The 17,548-nt window shown below is 49.1% G+C and carries 14 protein-coding genes, 2 tRNA genes and 1 pseudogene; 10 read left to right on the forward strand and 7 right to left on the reverse strand.

The annotated features are described in order from the left end of the window. Positions 1-526 precede the first annotated feature (526 nt). The 10 genes from H6A34_RS09975 (at position 527) to H6A34_RS10020 (ending at position 12,078) form a co-directional block, all read left to right on the forward strand. On the forward strand, positions 527-2,581 hold the full coding sequence (locus H6A34_RS09975) for a chitobiase/beta-hexosaminidase C-terminal domain-containing protein (protein WP_205105367.1): 2,055 nt from the start codon (positions 527-529) through the stop codon (positions 2,579-2,581). 219 nt (positions 2,582-2,800) lie between these two features. Next, positions 2,801-3,742 (forward strand): Rpn family recombination-promoting nuclease/putative transposase, encoded by a 942-nt coding sequence (locus H6A34_RS09980; RefSeq protein ID WP_205105368.1) that lies wholly within the window; start codon positions 2,801-2,803, stop codon positions 3,740-3,742. A gap of 196 nt (positions 3,743-3,938) precedes the next feature. Next, positions 3,939-5,228 (forward strand): L-cysteine desulfidase family protein, encoded by a 1,290-nt coding sequence (locus tag H6A34_RS09985; protein WP_205105369.1) that lies wholly within the window; start codon positions 3,939-3,941, stop codon positions 5,226-5,228. 122 nt (positions 5,229-5,350) lie between these two features. After that, complete coding sequence (locus H6A34_RS09990) at positions 5,351-7,357, forward strand: protein-disulfide reductase DsbD family protein (RefSeq protein ID WP_205105370.1); 2,007 nt, start codon at positions 5,351-5,353, stop codon at positions 7,355-7,357. A gap of 602 nt (positions 7,358-7,959) precedes the next feature. Then, a complete protein-coding gene (locus tag H6A34_RS09995; protein ID WP_205105372.1) occupies positions 7,960-8,889 on the forward strand; it encodes a CsgG/HfaB family protein in 930 nt (309 codons plus the stop codon). Next, positions 8,886-9,230: a hypothetical protein gene (locus H6A34_RS10000; RefSeq protein WP_205105374.1), complete on the forward strand. Its 345-nt coding sequence runs from the start codon at positions 8,886-8,888 to the stop codon at positions 9,228-9,230. Before H6A34_RS09995 ends, H6A34_RS10000 begins: the two co-directional genes overlap by 4 nt. After that, on the forward strand, positions 9,227-9,586 hold the full coding sequence (locus H6A34_RS10005) for a DUF4810 domain-containing protein (RefSeq protein WP_205105375.1): 360 nt from the start codon (positions 9,227-9,229) through the stop codon (positions 9,584-9,586). The genes H6A34_RS10000 and H6A34_RS10005 overlap by 4 nt, the downstream gene beginning before the upstream one ends. After that, the gene (locus H6A34_RS10010) at positions 9,583-10,260 is read left to right on the forward strand and encodes a GNA1162 family protein (RefSeq protein WP_205105376.1); all 678 of its coding nucleotides are present in this window, start codon (positions 9,583-9,585) and stop codon (positions 10,258-10,260) included. Before H6A34_RS10005 ends, H6A34_RS10010 begins: the two co-directional genes overlap by 4 nt. A 253-nt stretch (positions 10,261-10,513) precedes the next feature. Further along, the gene (gene rbfA, locus H6A34_RS10015) at positions 10,514-10,849 is read left to right on the forward strand and encodes a 30S ribosome-binding factor RbfA (protein ID WP_021947182.1); all 336 of its coding nucleotides are present in this window, start codon (positions 10,514-10,516) and stop codon (positions 10,847-10,849) included. Next, positions 10,846-12,078, forward strand: a complete 1,233-nt coding sequence (locus H6A34_RS10020; protein ID WP_205105377.1) for an FtsX-like permease family protein — start codon at positions 10,846-10,848, stop codon at positions 12,076-12,078. The genes rbfA and H6A34_RS10020 overlap by 4 nt, the downstream gene beginning before the upstream one ends. A 97-nt stretch (positions 12,079-12,175) precedes the next feature. Here the strand turns inward: H6A34_RS10020 and H6A34_RS10025 are convergent, their stop codons facing one another. The 7 genes and pseudogenes from H6A34_RS10025 to H6A34_RS10055 all read right to left on the reverse strand — a co-directional run. Next, positions 12,176-13,717, reverse strand: a complete 1,542-nt coding sequence (locus H6A34_RS10025) for a YifB family Mg chelatase-like AAA ATPase (RefSeq protein ID WP_205105378.1) — start codon at positions 13,715-13,717, stop codon at positions 12,176-12,178. An 8-nt stretch (positions 13,718-13,725) separates the two neighbouring features. Next, positions 13,726-14,727, reverse strand: coding sequence for a TlpA disulfide reductase family protein (locus tag H6A34_RS10030; RefSeq protein ID WP_205105379.1), 1,002 nt, complete (start codon positions 14,725-14,727; stop codon positions 13,726-13,728). A 12-nt stretch (positions 14,728-14,739) separates the two neighbouring features. Continuing rightward, a complete protein-coding gene (locus tag H6A34_RS10035) occupies positions 14,740-16,425 on the reverse strand; it encodes a tetratricopeptide repeat protein (RefSeq protein WP_205105381.1) in 1,686 nt (561 codons plus the stop codon). A gap of 22 nt (positions 16,426-16,447) precedes the next feature. Continuing rightward, positions 16,448-16,533: transfer RNA gene (locus H6A34_RS10040), tRNA-Leu, on the reverse strand. A gap of 8 nt (positions 16,534-16,541) precedes the next feature. Beyond that, positions 16,542-16,614: transfer RNA gene (locus H6A34_RS10045), tRNA-Gly, on the reverse strand. 72 nt (positions 16,615-16,686) lie between these two features. Continuing rightward, on the reverse strand, positions 16,687-17,250 hold the full coding sequence (locus tag H6A34_RS10050) for a hypothetical protein (protein ID WP_205105383.1): 564 nt from the start codon (positions 17,248-17,250) through the stop codon (positions 16,687-16,689). Between the two features lie 79 nt (positions 17,251-17,329). After that, positions 17,330-17,548 (reverse strand): annotated as a pseudogene (locus H6A34_RS10055) (argininosuccinate lyase); the annotation flags it as partial.

A 17,548-nucleotide genomic window follows, 5' to 3' on the forward strand; every position in this document is an offset into this window, starting at 1 on the left:
AAGCGGTTGTTTTTTATTCAAAGTGCATGTATCCATATAATATAATTTTTCAATTTTCAGCTGTCATCTGTCAGCCTCAGATGTAACACTCTGGGTACAAACCCTTTACGAGCAATCATACAATCTCGCCTCTGTCAGCAGGGCTGAACCATTTTGAAAAAAGATTCAGCCTTGCTGACAGACAGTTTCGAGTTCAGTGCGTTATAACTTCCTGATTATCATCGCATTACCACGAAGGCTGACAGATGACAGATACTTTCGCAAAAAATGGAATAGGACAAGGCGTAATTTGTCTTGCTCACTAACAAGTGGCATTCATTCTTTCCATGCAAAAGACTGCCTTTCGCGTTATAAAAGACGGCAAACGGCGTTGTAAAATGAGGCCTTTCGCAAGCTAAAAGACGGCCTTTAAAAAAATATATTGCAACCGTTTGCACTAATATTTACAACTATATTGAAGAAAAAAGCGCCACGTAAGTTTGTAAAAATCGTAACTTTATATCGTAAAAGCACAAAAGAGTATACCATGAGACAGATTTCTACCATTATTTTTACATTGCTTTCGGTGACGGCGATGATGGCTCAAGGCTGGCCGTCACAATACAAGGGCGTAATGCTGCAAGGCTTTTACTGGGACTCTTACACCGACACGCAGTGGGCAAACCTTGAGTCACAGGCCGACGAACTGGCCGAGTTCTTCAACCTTATCTGGATTCCGCAGAGCGGGAAGTCTGCCAACTATCCAAACAATTCAATGGGTTATGACGACCTGTACTGGTTTACCGACTACACAAGCTCATTCGGCAACGAGGACCAGTTGCGCTCGATGATCAGCACGTTCAAGGCCAAAGGGCTTGGCACCATTGCCGACGTGGTGATTAACCACAGGGCTTCATTAGCCGATACGTGGATGAGCTTCCCCGTAGAAACATACAACGGCATAACTTACGAAATGTTACCGTCTGACATCTGCGCCAATGATGATAACGGGAAGGCTGCGGCCAATGCCGAGATAAAGCCGACCGGCGCAAATGATTCAGGCGACGACTTTGACGGAGCGCGTGACATCGACCACTCAAGCCAGAACGTTCAGACAATGGTAAAAGCGTATCTCGACATGCTGCTCAACGACTTCGGCTACACGGGTTTCCGCTACGACATGGTCAAGGGATACGCGCCGAAGTACACGGGTATATACAACACGGATGCAAATCCCGAGTATTCCGTAGGCGAATATTGGGACGGCAACGCTTCAAGCGTTATCAACTGGATTGACGGAACTAAGGTTAACGGCGTAATCCAGTCGGCTGCATTCGACTTTCCGCTTAAGTATCACCTGCGCGACTGCTGCAATGCCGGCACAAACTGGAATAGACTTGAGAACGCGAGTCTGGCAGGAAACACTACATACAGCCGTTACGCCGTAACCTTCGTTGACAATCACGATACATACGGACGCGGTAATGACGGCGAGATAAAGAACAACATTCTCGCGGCCAACGCCTTCATACTTGCCGCTCCTGGCACTCCGTGCGTATTCCTGCCCCACTGGAAGGAGTACAAAGCCGACATCAAACAGATGATTTACGCCCGCAAGGCAGCCGGAATAAGCAACGAGAGCTCTTACGAGAAACTCAACCGCGCGGCAGGTCAATACGCAATCAAGGTAAACGGCGACAATGACAAGTCGGTAGTGGTACTGATGGGTAACAAAACATGGCCTGTAATGAAACCCACTGCGAATGATTATTATCTCGTAAAGTCAGGCGACAACTTTGCGTATTACCTGTCAAAGAATGCAGAAACGGCATGGACTGACATCCCGTCGGGCACATACGACAACGCCGTAAGCGTAACCCTCAGCGCAATAAGCACTACCGACAACGCCCAGTTGGTCTACACCCTTAACGGTTCTGACCCCACATCGTCAAGCACAAAGGCAACATCAGGACAGAAAATCAACATCGACGGCAATACGACCCTAAAAGTAGGACTGCTTATAGGCGGCCAGGTAACGGGCATTATCACGAGGACTTACACAATAAAACCGTTCGTTCCGCACGACATAACGGTCTATGTAAGCACCAAATGGGTTGCCGAGAATCCGGGATGGAAGGACATGAACGTATGGTCATGGGGCGGCGACGGCACACACGCTACGTCAAATCCAGAGTGGCCGGGCGACAAAGTAACCAACAAAAAGACCGTAAATGGCGAAGAATGGTACTATATGACATACCGGATGAACTCGTCTGACGACAACGTCTGCCTGGTTTTCAGCACCGGCAACGGAACTCCGCAGACCGTAGACATAAACAATATTAATACGGATAAATATTTCAGGATTTCAGGATACAAAACCGGAGAAAAACATAACGTAGACGATGTAACTGGTGAAATAACATCAGGCATTGCCGACATTACCATAAACGACCGGACAGTGACATCAGACATGAACGTCTACACCGTTGACGGTCGGCTTATAAGGCGTGCCGCAAACGGTGAAACAATAAATGATATAACAAAAAAACTTAAACGAGGTTTATACATTATCGGAGGAAAGAAAGTTATAATAAGATAAGATTATAATAAAATAACCATGTAAACGCCGCCTGCTGAACATCCGCAGGCGGCGTTAGTCGTTGATAAGGAACAATGCGAAGAATGAAAACACTATTTTTACGGCGTCTAAATTTTGTTTTTCACTATTCTTGCGCTATCTTTGCAAAAAGAGGGAGTACGCAGCATACACAGGGCTAACGCTACGTCATCAAAAATAACAAATTAAGCAAAATACGTCATGGAGAACAAGAAGACACAATACATACGCTTCGACTGGGCAATGAAACGCCTGCTTAGAAACAAGGCGAACTTCGGCGTGCTGGAAGGACTGCTCACGACGCTGCTGAACGAACGGATAACCATAAACAGGCTGCTTGAGAGCGAGAGCAACCAGGAGGACGAATTTGATAAGTACAACCGCGTGGACATGCTGGCCGAGAACTCGAAAGGAGAACTGATACTTATCGAAGTACAGAACAACAACGAGTACGCATATTTCCAGAGAATGCTGTTCGGAACGTCGAAACTCGTAACGGAATATATCAACCGAGGCGACAGCTACAGCAACATTCGCAAGGTTTACAGCGTAAACATCGTGTATTTCTCGCTGGGAGCCGGCAAGGACTATGTGTATCATGGCAAGACTGTATTCAAGGGAATACACAACGGCGACGTACTCGAGCTGACGCCGTTCCAAAAACAGACGTTTAAGGTGGACACCGTAAGCCAGCTGTATCCTGAATATTACATCCTGAAAGTAAACGACTTCAACAACGTGGCGAAAAGCCCGCTGGAAGAATGGATTTACTACCTCAATACAGGAGAACTGCCCGACGGCGCAACGGCTCCCGGACTTGACAAGGTTCGCGAAAGGCTCAAGCTCGACAAAATGAGCAAGGACGAACTAAACGCGTACTACCGACATCTCGACAACATTGTCATCCTTAAAGACAACATTTTCACGGAACGTGAAGAAGGAAGAGCGGAAGGTAGAGCGGAAGGTAGAGCGGAAGGTAGAGAAGAAGGTAGAGAAGAGGGAAGAGCGGAAGGTAGAGCGGAAGGCGAAAAGAAAAAGAATATGGAGAACGCCATAAAAATGAAAAGACTCGGCCTGGGAACAGAGATAATAAACAAAGTAACAGGACTATCGCCTTCAGAAATTGACGAACTGCAAAGTTGACGGTATCATTAACATAGTCTTTATGCCGAACAACCTGCATTAAAATGAATACCGCTAATATAAAATATGTGCGATATTCATTTTAATGCAGGTTCAATATGAGATATAACTTTGACACATTTTTGTCCTTATACAATGATTATTTGACGTTTTATTCGTAACTTCGCAACTTGAAACAAGATAAAAAACTGACATTATGCTAACAGCCGAAGAAAAAAAGGCTATCATATCCCTGATACACAAGCAGGTTGTTCCGGCCATAGGTTGTACTGAGCCTATTGCCGTGGCATTGTGCGTAGCCAAAACGAAAGAGCTGCTCGGCCGTGTGCCCGAGACAATAGACATACAGTTGAGTGCCAATATCCTGAAAAACGCAATGGGCGTAGGCATACCGGGAACAGGCATGACCGGACTGCCGATAGCCGTAGCGCTGGGCGCGTTGATAGGCCGTCCGGAGCTAGAATTAGAGGTTCTGCAGGATTGCAACAAGCCTGCCGTAGAACAGGCAAAGCAATACCTTGCCGAAAACAGGCTCAACATAAGGCTCAAGGACGACGCTCCCGACAAGCTGTACATAGGGGTAACGGCCTGCGCTGACGGGCATGAGGCCGAAGCCCGCATTGCCGTAAAGCACACAAACTTCGTGTATCTGCGCAAGGACGGTGACGTGATAAAGGAGAAACCCATACACAGCGACAATGCCGAGGACGAAGAGGAAGTGGACCTGACGCTGCGGAAAGTCTATGAGTTCGCTACCGAAACCGACGTTGAAGAGCTGCGTTTTATCCTCGAGGCAAAAAACATGAACGAGGCCGCGGCTGCCGACGGTCTGCACGAGAACTTCGGCCATGCCCTCGGAAAAACTCTGTGCAGCCCGCTGGGACGCGGAATCATGGGCGAAAACATCTTCTCCAAGGTGCTCGCCGCCACAAGTTGCGCATGCGACGCGCGCATGGCCGGCGCCATGATACCGGTGATGAGTAACAGCGGCAGCGGCAACCAGGGTATCTGCGCGACAATGCCCGTGGCCGTGTTTGCCGAAGAAAACCACAACACCGAGGAGGAAACTATACGTGCCCTCATAATAAGCAACCTCACGGCAATATATATCAAGCAGCACCTCGGGTCGCTGTCGGCACTGTGCGGATGCGTGGTGGCAAGTACCGGCAGCAGCTGCGGCATAACATATCTTATGGGCGGAAGCTATGAACAGATGGCTTTCGCGGTGAAGAACATGATAGCCAACCTTACCGGAATGATATGTGACGGCGCAAAACCAAGCTGTGCCCTCAAGCTGACATCAGGCGTCAGCACAGCCATACTGAGCGCCATGCTCGCAATACAGAACAAACATGTAACATCGGTTGAAGGCATTATTGACGACGACGTAGACCAAAGCATACACAACCTGACGGAGATAGGACGCCGTGGCATGGACGAGACCGACCGCTTCGTGCTGGACATAATGACACACAAGAAGAATTAAGAGTAAGAATCAAGAGTTAATAAAAACGACAAAGTGGGCTATCAAGCAGATTAGGCCCATCTGGCTAATCAGACTAATCGGCTTTACCAGGCCCATTCCCCTACCCTTCCAACAAATAAATTATGAAGAAACAGATATTTATCACCATGCTGCTTGCCGTCATAGCGATTGCGGCAAGCGCGCAAATGCAAGACCCAGTACACTTCAGCGTGAGCCAGAAAAAGGTAGCTCCGGACGAAATAGAAGTGACGTTCAGCGGCAAAATCGACGCCGGATGGCACGTCTACTCAACCGCGCTGCCGGCCGACGGCCCCATATCGGCAACGATAACTACCGAGAAAAACGAAGGGGCGGCGCCAAAAGGCTCGCTCGGACACAGGGGTAAAGAGATAAACCAGTATGACAACATGTTCGGCATGAACCTGCGCTTCTTCGAGAACAGCGTTACGTTCTACCAGCGCTACAAGCTCACGGGCAAGACCTATCACGTAAAGGGCTACCTGGAATACGGTTCATGCAACGACGAGATGTGCATGCCGCCGACACAGGTTGAATTCGACTTTAAGGGCGAAGGCCCCGCCGACGCCCCCGCAACGGAAGAGAAAAAGGAGCTGCCGGCAGCGGACACAGTAGCCGTGGCTGACACAACGAAGGCCGACACAGCCGCCGTCGCGCCGCAGGCCACAGCCGATACGACGGGACTTTGGACGCCCGTAATAGACGAGCTGCGTGCCTTTGACGGCGCACAAAGCAACACTGACCACTCATGGGTGTACATATTCTTCATGGGATTCGTCGGCGGACTTGTAGCATTGTTCACTCCATGCGTATGGCCAATCATCCCGATGACGGTGAGCTTCTTCCTAAAGCGTGCCAAGGACAAGAAGAAAGGCATACGCGACGCCATGACATACGGCGTGTCGATAATAGTAATCTACCTTGCGCTTGGCCTCGCCATAACGGCGATATTCGGCGCAAGCTCGCTCAACGCGCTGGCTACAAACGCCGTGTTCAACATCTTCTTCTTCCTGCTGCTGGTAGTGTTCGCCCTGTCCTTCTTCGGATGGTTCGAGCTTACGCTGCCCTCGTCGTGGACAAACAAGGTTGACAACAAGGCTTCTTCAACAAGCGGACTGCTCAGCATATTCCTCATGGCGTTCACGCTGACGCTCGTGTCGTTCTCATGTACCGGCCCCATAATCGGATTTCTGCTCGTCGAGGTGAGCACCTCGGGCAGCATAACGGGCCCTGCTATCGGCATGCTTGGCTTCGCGGTGGCCCTCGCCTTGCCGTTCACGTTGTTCGCAATGTTCCCCACATGGCTCAAGCAGGCGCCGAAGTCGGGCAGCTGGATGAATATAATCAAGGTGACGCTGGGCTTCATCGAGCTGGCGTTCGCCCTCAAGTTCTTCTCCGTGGCCGACCTTGCTTACGGTTGGGGACTGCTCGACCGCGAGGTGTTCCTCTCTCTCTGGATAGTGATATTCGGCCTGCTTGGCCTGTACCTGATAGGCAAACTTAAGTTCAGAAGCGACGGCGATGACAACAGGGCCATGCCCGTGCCGTGCATTGTGCTGGGCATGCTGTCGCTTGCGTTCACCGTCTATATGATACCCGGACTGTGGGGCGCGCCGTGTAAGGCCGTGAGCGCGTTCGCGCCACCAATGAACACGCAAGACTTCAACCTGTACAACAACGAGGTGCACCCGCGCTTCAAGGACTACGAACAGGGCATGGCAGCCGCCAAGGCCGAGGGGAAACCGGTGCTAATAGACTTTACCGGCTTCGGCTGCGTAAACTGCCGTAAGATGGAGGCGGCTGTATGGACCGACCCACAGGTGGCAGACAAGCTGAACAACGACTTCGTACTGATATCGCTTTACGTTGACGACAAGCAGCCGCTTGACCATCCGATAGAAATCGTTGAGAACGGCAAGAAGCGCACACTGCGCACCATCGGCGACAAGTGGAGCTACCTGCAGCGCAGCAAATTCGGAGCCAACGCGCAGCCCTTCTACGTCATCATAGACAATGAAGGCAAGCCTCTGACCGGCTCGTACAGCTACGACGAGGACATCAGCCACTACCTTGAGTTCATGAACAAAGGCCTGGAAAACTACAGGAAATAGCCCGTATTACCGGCAAAACACATGGCGCCGCGGCGCAAGCCGTAACCCATTGACTGCCAATACATTACGACACACTTTACAAAAGGCCGCCTTTCACGTGCTGAAAGGCGGCCTTTTGCGTTGCGTTTAACGGCCTTTTACGCGCCCGTTTGCCGTCTTTCGCAAAACATTCGCAAGTTGATATACAAAACATAAACGGTGAATAATAATAAGCCAAGCGACATAAGAACACACCTTAATTCTATATCTTACTTATATTATCTTTATAAATTAGCAAAAAATGATGTCAACTTTATTCCCTGTCGGCATTTTTTTGTATATTTGTGCCATAGCTGGATAAAACTGGCTTTAAACATTTTAATAAATAAAGAAGCGTTATGCTTAGCTTGCGATAGGAAACCTGAGAAATTTTCTAATGAGCACAAGCGAGGGCATAGTGGTTCTCACGCTATGGCGTGGGCTGCTATAAGTACCCCCTTTCGTGCTCAAAGGTTTTCTCAGGACCTCCTATCGAAAAAGCGGTGCATGTCAGTTCCACGCTTTTTCCATGTTTAACAGGACTTTAAGGGACTGAAAGTCCGCAGTCAAAATAATGAGAAATCATGAGAAAACTGCTCTTATTAGCCTTCGCCCTACTAACGGTCGGGGTGGTGGAGGCACAAAGAAAGACCGAAACAGTAGAAACACCTAAATCTGAAACAACAACCTCTAACCAAAAGACCATCAAGAGAAAAGTTGCGATTGGCCGTTTCTCAAATGAAACACAATATGCAAAAGGTTTATTTTATGATAGGGAAAACGACCCGATGGGTAAACAAGCCTTGGACATATTATCGGCAAAGCTGGCTGCATCAGGTAAATTCATACTGCTTGAACGAGGCGACCTGAATGCTATTTTGGAAGAAAGCAAGAACGGGGGAGCCAGCCTCTCCACAATCGGTGCAGATTATCTTATCATTGGTTCTATAACACAGTTTGGACGCAAAAATACCGGAAAGAGCGGAGTTTTTTCCACTACGAAAACGCAAACCGTTGAAGCCGCCGTATCAATACGCCTTGTTGACGTATCATCCGGACTGATAATCTATTCAGACGAGGCGAAAGGCACGGCAGAACTCACCACCAAGACAACAATGGGTGTAGGCGGGAAAGCCGACTATGACGCAACACTAAGCGACAAGGCAATATCCGAAGCGATAGGCCAATTGGTGGAAAATATTATAAACAAGTGTACAGACAAACCGTGGCGCACTTACTTTTTATCCTACGACACCGATGCAATACTTATAGGAGGCGGAGCAAGCCAGGGGCTGGCCGCAGGTGACACGTTTGCAGTAATGACTAAAGGCAAGAAGGTGAAGAACCCGCAGACAGGCATAGAAATCGAGCTTCCAGGCAAGAAAATAGGTACGGTAAGCGTGGTTTCAACGGCAGGTGACACACCCGAAACTGAATATTCATTCGTCACATACTCAGGAAGTGTACCGGTTGACACAAACAATCTAACTAATTATTATATAGTACAGCAATGATGAAAAAAATCTTATTATTAATGTGCTGCACAGCCATGCTCACACTTTTCGGCTGTAAGGCCAACTATCCTGTCGCCCAGCAAAGCGGCGATGATGACATTGCATACCTGCTATTCGTAAGTACAAGCGACTCACGCAACACGGATATTGAAGTAACCGTTGACGAAACAACCCGCTTCACGGCACGTACAGTAAAGTCACGCAAGGCTAACCGCCGCGGCACACGGTATTCAGTACAACCCGGGAAACGCAAAATAACGGTTACGAAAGACGGCAACACTATTTATGACAGATATGTATTTTTATCACCACAAGAAACTAAAAAAATAACATTGCCATGAAAAAAAGAATCGCCAAGAGCGCATTAATGGTCATTACCGTATGCGCAATAACTTCATGTTCGTCAACTAAATCACTTTATTCGTGGTACGATTACGAGGACGCTACTTACCAGTACAGCAAGAAAACGACACCCGAACTATACACGAAGATGATGGAAGAATATGTAAAAATCGGCTCCAAACAGAAAGGAACGCGAAAGACAGTTCCGCCTGGATTGAACGCTGAGTATGGCTTCCAGCTTTGCAAAGAAGGTAAAAGGGAGGAAGGCATGAAATACTTGCAAAAAGAAATAGAAACTTATCCTGAATCTAAAACATACATATCAAGAATAATCAAACAGATAGAAAAGCCATGAAGAAAAATATATTATTGGCGGTAATATCGCTATTGCTGGTATCCTGCTCACAAAAAATAACAAGGGACATGCAATATCCCAAGATGTATGAAGAAAAACCTGTATCGATAGTAATAATGCCGCCCATCAACCAGACGCAACACGTTGAAGCCAAGGATTATTTTTACACTACAATGTTCGCCCCGCTGTGTGAAAAGGGATACTATGTATTTTCACCTTTACTCACGATGGAGTTGTTCCAGTCTGAAAGCGCATATGATGCAGAGCAGTTCATTGAAGCAGACCTGTCGCAATTCCGCAATGTCTTAGGGGCTGATGCGGCAATGTTTACCATAATAAAATCATGGAAAAGGAACAACATCGGTGGTAAACTGACTGTTGACGTAGAATATATCCTAAGGTCAACAAAGACGAATGAAACACTCTACAGGCGCGAAGGCAACATTAAGGTTGACACAAGCGTCAGCGGCGGTGGTGGAGGTGTTTTCGGTGCTTTAGTGAATCTCGCAGCCACGGCAATAAGCACTGCAACAACAGATAAAGTTATTGCCGGAAGACGATGCACCGCATATGTTCTCAGTGACATGCCTGTAGGTAAATATGACACAGAACTTTATGGCAAAGACCAAAAACTGCCAGCAGGTAAGTCTTTTGTGAAAGCCACTGTTAAATAAATTCATCCTCTTTACGAAAGGCCGCCTTTCAGCACGTGAAAGGCGGCCTTTTACGTTGCGTTTAACGGCCTTTTACGCGCCCGTTTGCCGTCTTTCGCAAAACGGGAGGCGGCAAACGGCACGACGGCAAGGCATAAATCCAAAAAACAACGGCCGGTGGCCAAAATATGGAAAAAAATGTGTAAGTTTGCAGGTAATTTGGAAACAATGCGCACCAAGGCGCAAAAAACTAACATTAACACATATTACAGTCATGCAGGAAACAAGACAAAACCGCATAGCAAGGCTGCTGCAAAAGGAGCTGAGCCTGATATTCCAGTCACAAACGCGCGCCATGCACGGCGTGATGGTAAGCGTCACGCGCTGCCGTATCAGTCCTGACCTGAGCATATGCACGGCTTACCTGAGCATATTCCCGTCGGAAAAAGCTGACGAACTGATACAGAACATAACGGCAAACGAGAAGACAATACGCTACGAACTGGGTACGCGCGTGCGCAACCAGCTGCGCATAATACCCGAACTGCGCTTCTTCGTGGACGACTCGCTCGACTACATAGCGCACATTGACGAGCTGCTGAAGAAATGAACTTTCCATTCTACATAGCCCGCCGGTATCTCTTCTCCAAAAAGAGCACGCACGTAATCAACCTCATAAGCTTCATCAGCGCCGTAGGTGTGGCCGTGGCCACGATGGCACTGGTGGTCACGCTGAGCGTGTTCAACGGTTTCCACGACCTCGTGGCGTCGTTCCTTACGGCCTTCGACCCACAGATTGAGGTGGTTCCGGCACAAGGCAAGACGGCACCTGCCGACGACCCTATACTCACGAAGATACGCACGCTGCCAGAAGTTGACGTTGCCACTGAGTGTGTGGAGGACCAGGCTATGGCCATCTATAACGGCAACCAGGCCATGGTGATGATCAAGGGCGTTGACGACAACTTCGACCAGCTGACGCATATCAACGACATAGTGTACGGCGACGGCGAATTCTCGCTGCACGCGGCCAACCTCGAATACGGCACGGTGGGCATTCGCCTGGCCGACCAGCTTGGCATGAGCGCCGACTGGGAGGGCTTCATGAACATCTACGCGCCGCGCCGCGAGGGACAGCTCGACATGATGAATCCCACGGAAGGCTTCGTAGAGGACTCACTGATATCGCCGGGCGTGGTGTTCTCGGTCAGGAACGGCCGCTACGACCGCAACTATATCCTGACATCCATAGGCTTCGCACGCCGCCTGTTCGGGCAGCAGGGCATGCTGTCGCAACTCGAACTGCGCCTTAAACCGGGCAGCGACCTTGACGCGGTAAAGGCCGAGATGAGGGAGATTGCAGGCTCTAAGTACCGTGTGCTCGACCGGATGGAACAGCAGGCAGACACGTTCAAGATAATGAAAATAGAGAAATTCATCGCCTACATTATCCTGACATTCATACTCGTCGTGGCCTGTTTCAACATAATAGGCTCGCTGTCAATGCTCATAATAGACAAGAAAAACGACGTCGTGACGCTACGCAACATGGGAGCTACCGACAAACAAATCACCAGGATATTCCTGCTTGAAGGGCGGATGATATCCGTCATAGGCGCAATTGCCGGCATACTGCTCGGCCTGTTGCTCTGCTGGCTCCAGCAGGAATACGGCCTCGTGGCACTCGGACGCAGCAGCGGCTCGTTCGTTGTCGACGCTTATCCCGTAAGCGTACACCCCGAAGACATCGTAATAGTGTTCATAACGGTCATTGCCGTAGGCTTCGTCTCGGTGTGGTATCCCGTAAGGTATTTTGCCAAAAGGCTCATAAATAATTAAGAGTTAAGAATTAAGAGTTAAGAAAATATGCCTTGATTTATGCGCAAAGTGCATAGCATATTTTCTTAACTCTTAATTCTTAACTCTTAATTCTCTTTCATCTTTCCGCCCAGTCGCCACGGTCGAGGTTACGGTAGCTTATGGCCTCGGCCAGGTGTTGCGGCAATACGTCGGGCGAAACGTCAATGTCGGCTATCGTGCGGGCTACCTTCAGTATGCGGTTATAAGCACGCGCCGAAAGGTTCAGGCGTGCCATTGCGGTGCGCAATAGCTCTATGCCTGCGGCATCGGGCTCGGCGTACTGATGTATCATGCGCTCGGTCATCTGCGCGTTACAATGAATGCCCTTGCATTCACTGAAGCGTTGCTCCTGTATCTGCCGTGCCCTTATTACCCGCTCACGTATGCTGGCGCTGCTTTCGCCTTGGGTTGAGCGCGAGATGGCGTTAAACGGCACGGGCGTTATCTCTATCTGGATGTCTATTCTGTCAAGCAGCGGACCGCTGATTTTATTGAGATACCGCTGTATTTGCCCAGGCGTGCATACACATTTATGCGTAGGGTCGTTATAATAGCCGCACGGACACGGGTTCATCGACGCCACGAACATGAAAGAACAGGGATATTCAATGGTATATTTGGCACGCGAAATGGTAATTTTACGGTCTTCGAGGGGCTGCCTGAGCAGCTCAAGGGTCGACTTGTTGAACTCCGGAAGCTCGTCGGCAAACAATACACCGTTGTGAGCAAGGGATATTTCTCCTGGCTGCGGATTGGATCCGCCGCCTACAAGGGCAACCTGGGAAATAGTATGATGAGGGGCACGGAAAGGACGTTGGGATATCAATGACATATTCCTGCCAAGCTTTCCGGCTATCGAGTGTATTTGCGTTGTTTCAAGACTTTCGGCCAGCGACAGTGGCGGAAGGATGGAAGGCAGACGCTTGGCCATCATAGACTTACCGCTGCCCGGTGGACCTATCATTATAAGATTGTGGCCTCCTGCCGCCGCAACTTCCATGGCACGCTTGACGCTCTCCTGCCCACGGACGTCGGCAAAATCGAGGTCAAAATTACTTTGCTGCTCATAAAACTCGCGACGGGTGTCTATTATCGTCGGCTCGAATTGTTCTTCACCGTTTAGGAAACGTACAACGTCAAGCACGTTATCCATACTGTACACCTTAAGCTTGTTCACCACGGCAGCCTCGCGCACGTTATATTTAGGCACGATAAGTCCCTTAAAGCCTTCCTTGCGTGCCCTTATGGCTATAGGGAGGGCGCCTCGCACCGGCTGTATCCTGCCGTCAAGCCCGAGCTCGCCAACAAACATGTATTCCGAAAGATTGTCGGTTTTCACCTTACCTATGGCCGCCAACAGTCCTATTGCGAGCGGAAGGTCATAACCGCTGCCCTCCTTGCGTAGGTCGGCAGGCGCCATATTGATAGTAGTCTCCATAACGGGCAGCTTCAACCCGTTGTTCTTCAGCGCGGCAACAATACGGTCACGGCTCTCCCTGACAGCAGTGTCGGCAAGCCCAGTGAGGTGATACATCACTCCTTTGGAGATGCTGACTTCAACCGTCACGGTGGTTACTTCAAGTCCGTTTACCGCCGCGCAGTATGTCTTGACCAGCATTTTTTGCTTTAGTTAAGTAGTGTTTTCAGCTTAGATTCTATGTCTTCCAATGCCAAATTGCGCTCTATCACGCGGCCTTGGGCATTGAACAATATGTTTTCGGATATCCCGCCGAAACCAAAACGTTCGAGTACAGGACTGTCGAACATCATCTGGTCGCAAACGGTAATCGTAGATGTTGAGTCATTACGCAGCGAACGCATACATGCTTCACGGCTCGGGTCGAGATTAATGCCAATCAAAGCCAGTCTGTCTCCGTATTCTTCTTTCAGCCGTCTTAACCTGTCGCGCATGTTGCGGCTTTCATAATTCCAGTTAGCCCATGTGTACACAACGGCCACCTTACCACGAAACGAGGCGGCGCTAACAGCTTTCCCATTAATATCCTGCGCCGTGAATGAAGGTATCCCCGCACCGACAGCACACTGCTTAGCCGCCTTTACATAACGCAACATACGCGCAACGTTACCGTTCTTAGGCTGTGCCTTGTAAACAATCGCAATAAGGTTATCAGCCTTTCCGAGGTCGGCGTTTTCGGCAATGATAAAATATTTCCTGAGCAGATAAACGCTGACAGCCGACTCAGGATTGTTCTTGATGAACTGCTCGGCATATTTCAGTTCCTCAGGAGGTGACGCTTGGGATATTTGTTTACGAAAAGCGTTCATCAGCTTATTCTCGTCCGTACCCTCTATCTCTATTTCCTTAAGATGTGATGCGCTACCCTTTACGGTTACGGATTTGCCGGGTTCGGCAAAAACAGGCTGCTCAGAGTAGTTAGGAAATACGATAACTAATGTTCCCTCCTCCTTACACGGAGTTTCATACGCAAAACGTCCACCTTCAACCTTTATCGTATCGACGCCGTCGAACACTCCGTCAGGACTGTAAACATAAAACTCACCTTGGTTAAGGTTGAGTAATCGGCCTTCAAGACTGAAGTACCCCCTGCGTGAACCGCAGGCAACCAAAACCAAGGCGAGTGTTAAGATATAAATAAGCCGCTTCATGCGCCAGCCTTTTTATTTGCTGACTTTAGACAGCTCAAGGTCGTTATTAGCGTAAGTTGAAAGTGACGGGTCTTTCTGCAAAGCGCTCTTCAGGTAAGAAGAAGCAGCGTCATTGTTGCCCTGACGTGCGTTGAGGATAGCCTGCAGATAATCTGTCATGGCGTCCTTGTTCTCAACATTGTTCAATGTTGTTGCCGCACCAGCATAGTTCTTGTTAAGAATCTGTGCCAAAGCAGTAGTGTTGCAGTTGATTCCGCTCAGGTTCTGCTCAGCAGTTGCATAGTCACCCTTTGCAAGGTTGAGTGAGCCAAGCACCTTATTGTAGTCAGCAACGGTGTTACCCTTTGCGATGTAGTTCTCAGCTTCACTTACGTTTCCTTCCTTAAGAGCGAGAAGACCGAGGTTAGCGTTAACTTCAGCTGCGCTGCCGTTAATGCTCTGAGCCTTAGACAGATAGTTCTTTGCCTCAGCGTCGTTACCCTTAGCGAACTCGATTGCTGCTACGTTGTTGTAAGCGCGGTAGTCGTTAGGATAAACTTCTGTTGTCTTCTTATAGATAGCCTCTTTTGCGTCGAGATTGTCCTCAAGAGTAGCAGCATAGAGAAGCTCATCAACGCTCAACTGAGTTGCATCAGAGTTGTACTGAGCCTTGATCTGGTCATCGCTGCGTCCGATTGTCTCATAGTTAATGATGAGGCGTGAACGACGGAGCTCAGGAAGAATACCGTCAGCAAGCTCGCGGAAACCTGCAGACATGTTGCGGATCTGCTGCTCACGCTCTTCAGGATCCTGATACATAGAGAGAACGCGAAGGATCACGTCCTTATCCTGGATATTTGAAGCAGCAACAAGCTTCTGGAAGCCGTCCCAGTCCTGTGCAGTGTACTTACCGGTAACGTCACCCTGGAGCTCTGCACCTTTGAGTTGCTTCTCTGCATAGTCAACAGATACGTCCTGACGCTTGCTTGCCAACTTGTCGTTGAATTCAACACCACCATCAGGAGAAGCGTAAGCGAGAACCTCTACGTTCTTGAGGTTAAGAGTCTCCTGGTTGTCGTTGATGTCCTTAAGCAGCTTTACGAACTCCTGTACAGAGTTGTTCTTCAGCTCGCTCTTACGCAGGTTAGCCTGGTTGATGAGGAACTTGATCTGAGACTCTTGCCTCTGTGCGCGAACGCGCTGGAATGTATCGGGAGCGATGCAAGCGCCGCTTCCTGCGAGAGTATTCTTGTAAAGTTCTGATGTTGCGATAACGCCTTCAGCAACCTTAACTGCCGGAACCTCGATTTTTTTCTTCTTCTTGCCATAATAAGCGTCAAAAGTCATGTAGAGGTCGCTCTTCTGCATCTCCGGCACATACTTATAGTTGGCTTTCATCGTATAGTTGCCACCCATCTTGTAAGAGATAGTCTGGTCATTGCCTTCTACCTTTTCGCCCTGGAATGTAGCGGCCTGGCCCTGTGCAGCCTGTCCGTTGCCGTAGCGCAACTCTGGAACTACTGTCACAACAGCTTTTTTCTTCAGGTATTTCTCGGGGAAGGTACCGTTGATTGTTACGGCTACTTGCCCACCCTTCGACTCAAGAGGATTAGGTGTAACGGTGAAATTGTCAGCAGACAGTTCTCCAAGTTTTGAAGAGCATGACGTCAGCGCAAGCACTGAAGCTGCCGAAAAGAATAAGATAAGATTTTTTTTCATAATGAAAGGTTTTAAATGATAGTGCCGCGAGCGGGACTCGAACCCGCACAGCCATTTCTGGCCAAGGGATTTTAAGTCCCTCGTGTCTACCAATTCCACCATTGCGGCATCCTTTGAGCGGCAAACGGGACTCGGACCCGCGACCTCAACCTTGGCAAGGTTGCGCTCTACCAACTGAGCTATTGCCGCGTAAATGTTATGCAAAGATAAGTCTATTTCTCGAAAGAGCAAATTAATTCACACATTTTAATATTAAATGTGTCAATTAGTAACCGAAAGTACACCTTGCGGGCCGGTTGTGCTTGCATGATAGCGTATCAGCCTATCTCCTGCGTCACCGCTGACCACTATGCCTCCGTTGTTCATGTCATACTTGCGATGGCAACTGCCGCACTCGGCCGTACCGTCACTGTTCATCGTGAGCGAGTAACGCGGCAAGCTCGAGTTTTTATAACAGTTCGGGCACTGGCTGTCATAGGCGTAGAACGTCAGCGGATTGTCCAGATTACCGAATCCAACGATAACTCCGGTCTCGTTATAAACGCCGAGTTTCACCGTACGGTTCTCGTCTATGGCCGTCTTTGCCTGCCTGTCAGACAGTCCCTGGTTGCTTGTAAAACTGAAATAATCGGCACCCGACGTCGTTATACGGCAGAATATACCCGGCGATTGGGCGTTCATTGCCGAGGCAAGGGCGGCACTACGGCCAGCATTGTTCTCGAAAATGAAATAAGCAGGATACCCACTATACTCATATTCGGTATCACCGCACGAGGTCAGCAATGTCAAGAGTGCTATTATTATATAATAGGTGTAGCGCTTCATTTCTTGTTTATTGAATGGGACTAATTGGCCGGATACGCCGAATTGGCAAATACGTCACGACTCTGAATACGGCCGGCAACTACCGCCCGAGCAGTCTTTTTTCAGCCGTTTCCATCTTATCAAACGTAAAACCGCTGATGATATTGTCCATGAGAGCTGAGATTTTGTCGTTGCACAGGTTGCCTATCGAGCCTTCATGGGTATGGCGTATGTCCTTATTTGGCGTAAACCGGCCCGCCTCAATGTCCAATCCGACCTTCTTGTAAGCGTCACGGAAGGGCATGCCGGCGGCCGCAAG

This window comes from Marseilla massiliensis, assembly GCF_016899855.1.
GTDB lineage: Bacteria > Bacteroidota > Bacteroidia > Bacteroidales > Bacteroidaceae > Prevotella.

What these genes read in the sequence shown, in the direction of transcription:
- H6A34_RS10025 (WP_205105378.1), bottom strand. Translation starts at nt 13,717, where the DNA reads ATGCTGGTCAAGACATACTGCGCGGCGGTAAACGGACTTGAAGTAACC.
- H6A34_RS09985 (WP_205105369.1), top strand. Translation starts at nt 3,939, where the DNA reads ATGCTAACAGCCGAAGAAAAAAAGGCTATCATATCCCTGATACACAAG.
- H6A34_RS09990 (WP_205105370.1), top strand. Translation starts at nt 5,351, where the DNA reads ATGAAGAAACAGATATTTATCACCATGCTGCTTGCCGTCATAGCGATT.
- H6A34_RS10000 (WP_205105374.1), top strand. Translation starts at nt 8,886, where the DNA reads ATGATGAAAAAAATCTTATTATTAATGTGCTGCACAGCCATGCTCACA.
- H6A34_RS10030 (WP_205105379.1), bottom strand. Translation starts at nt 14,727, where the DNA reads ATGAAGCGGCTTATTTATATCTTAACACTCGCCTTGGTTTTGGTTGCC.
- H6A34_RS09980 (WP_205105368.1), top strand. Translation starts at nt 2,801, where the DNA reads ATGGAGAACAAGAAGACACAATACATACGCTTCGACTGGGCAATGAAA.
- H6A34_RS10010 (WP_205105376.1), top strand. Translation starts at nt 9,583, where the DNA reads ATGAAGAAAAATATATTATTGGCGGTAATATCGCTATTGCTGGTATCC.
- H6A34_RS09975 (WP_205105367.1), top strand. Translation starts at nt 527, where the DNA reads ATGAGACAGATTTCTACCATTATTTTTACATTGCTTTCGGTGACGGCG.
- H6A34_RS10005 (WP_205105375.1), top strand. Translation starts at nt 9,227, where the DNA reads ATGAAAAAAAGAATCGCCAAGAGCGCATTAATGGTCATTACCGTATGC.
- rbfA (WP_021947182.1), top strand. Translation starts at nt 10,514, where the DNA reads ATGCAGGAAACAAGACAAAACCGCATAGCAAGGCTGCTGCAAAAGGAG.
- H6A34_RS10020 (WP_205105377.1), top strand. Translation starts at nt 10,846, where the DNA reads ATGAACTTTCCATTCTACATAGCCCGCCGGTATCTCTTCTCCAAAAAG.
- H6A34_RS09995 (WP_205105372.1), top strand. Translation starts at nt 7,960, where the DNA reads ATGAGAAAACTGCTCTTATTAGCCTTCGCCCTACTAACGGTCGGGGTG.
- H6A34_RS10050 (WP_205105383.1), bottom strand. Translation starts at nt 17,250, where the DNA reads ATGAAGCGCTACACCTATTATATAATAATAGCACTCTTGACATTGCTG.
- H6A34_RS10035 (WP_205105381.1), bottom strand. Translation starts at nt 16,425, where the DNA reads ATGAAAAAAAATCTTATCTTATTCTTTTCGGCAGCTTCAGTGCTTGCG.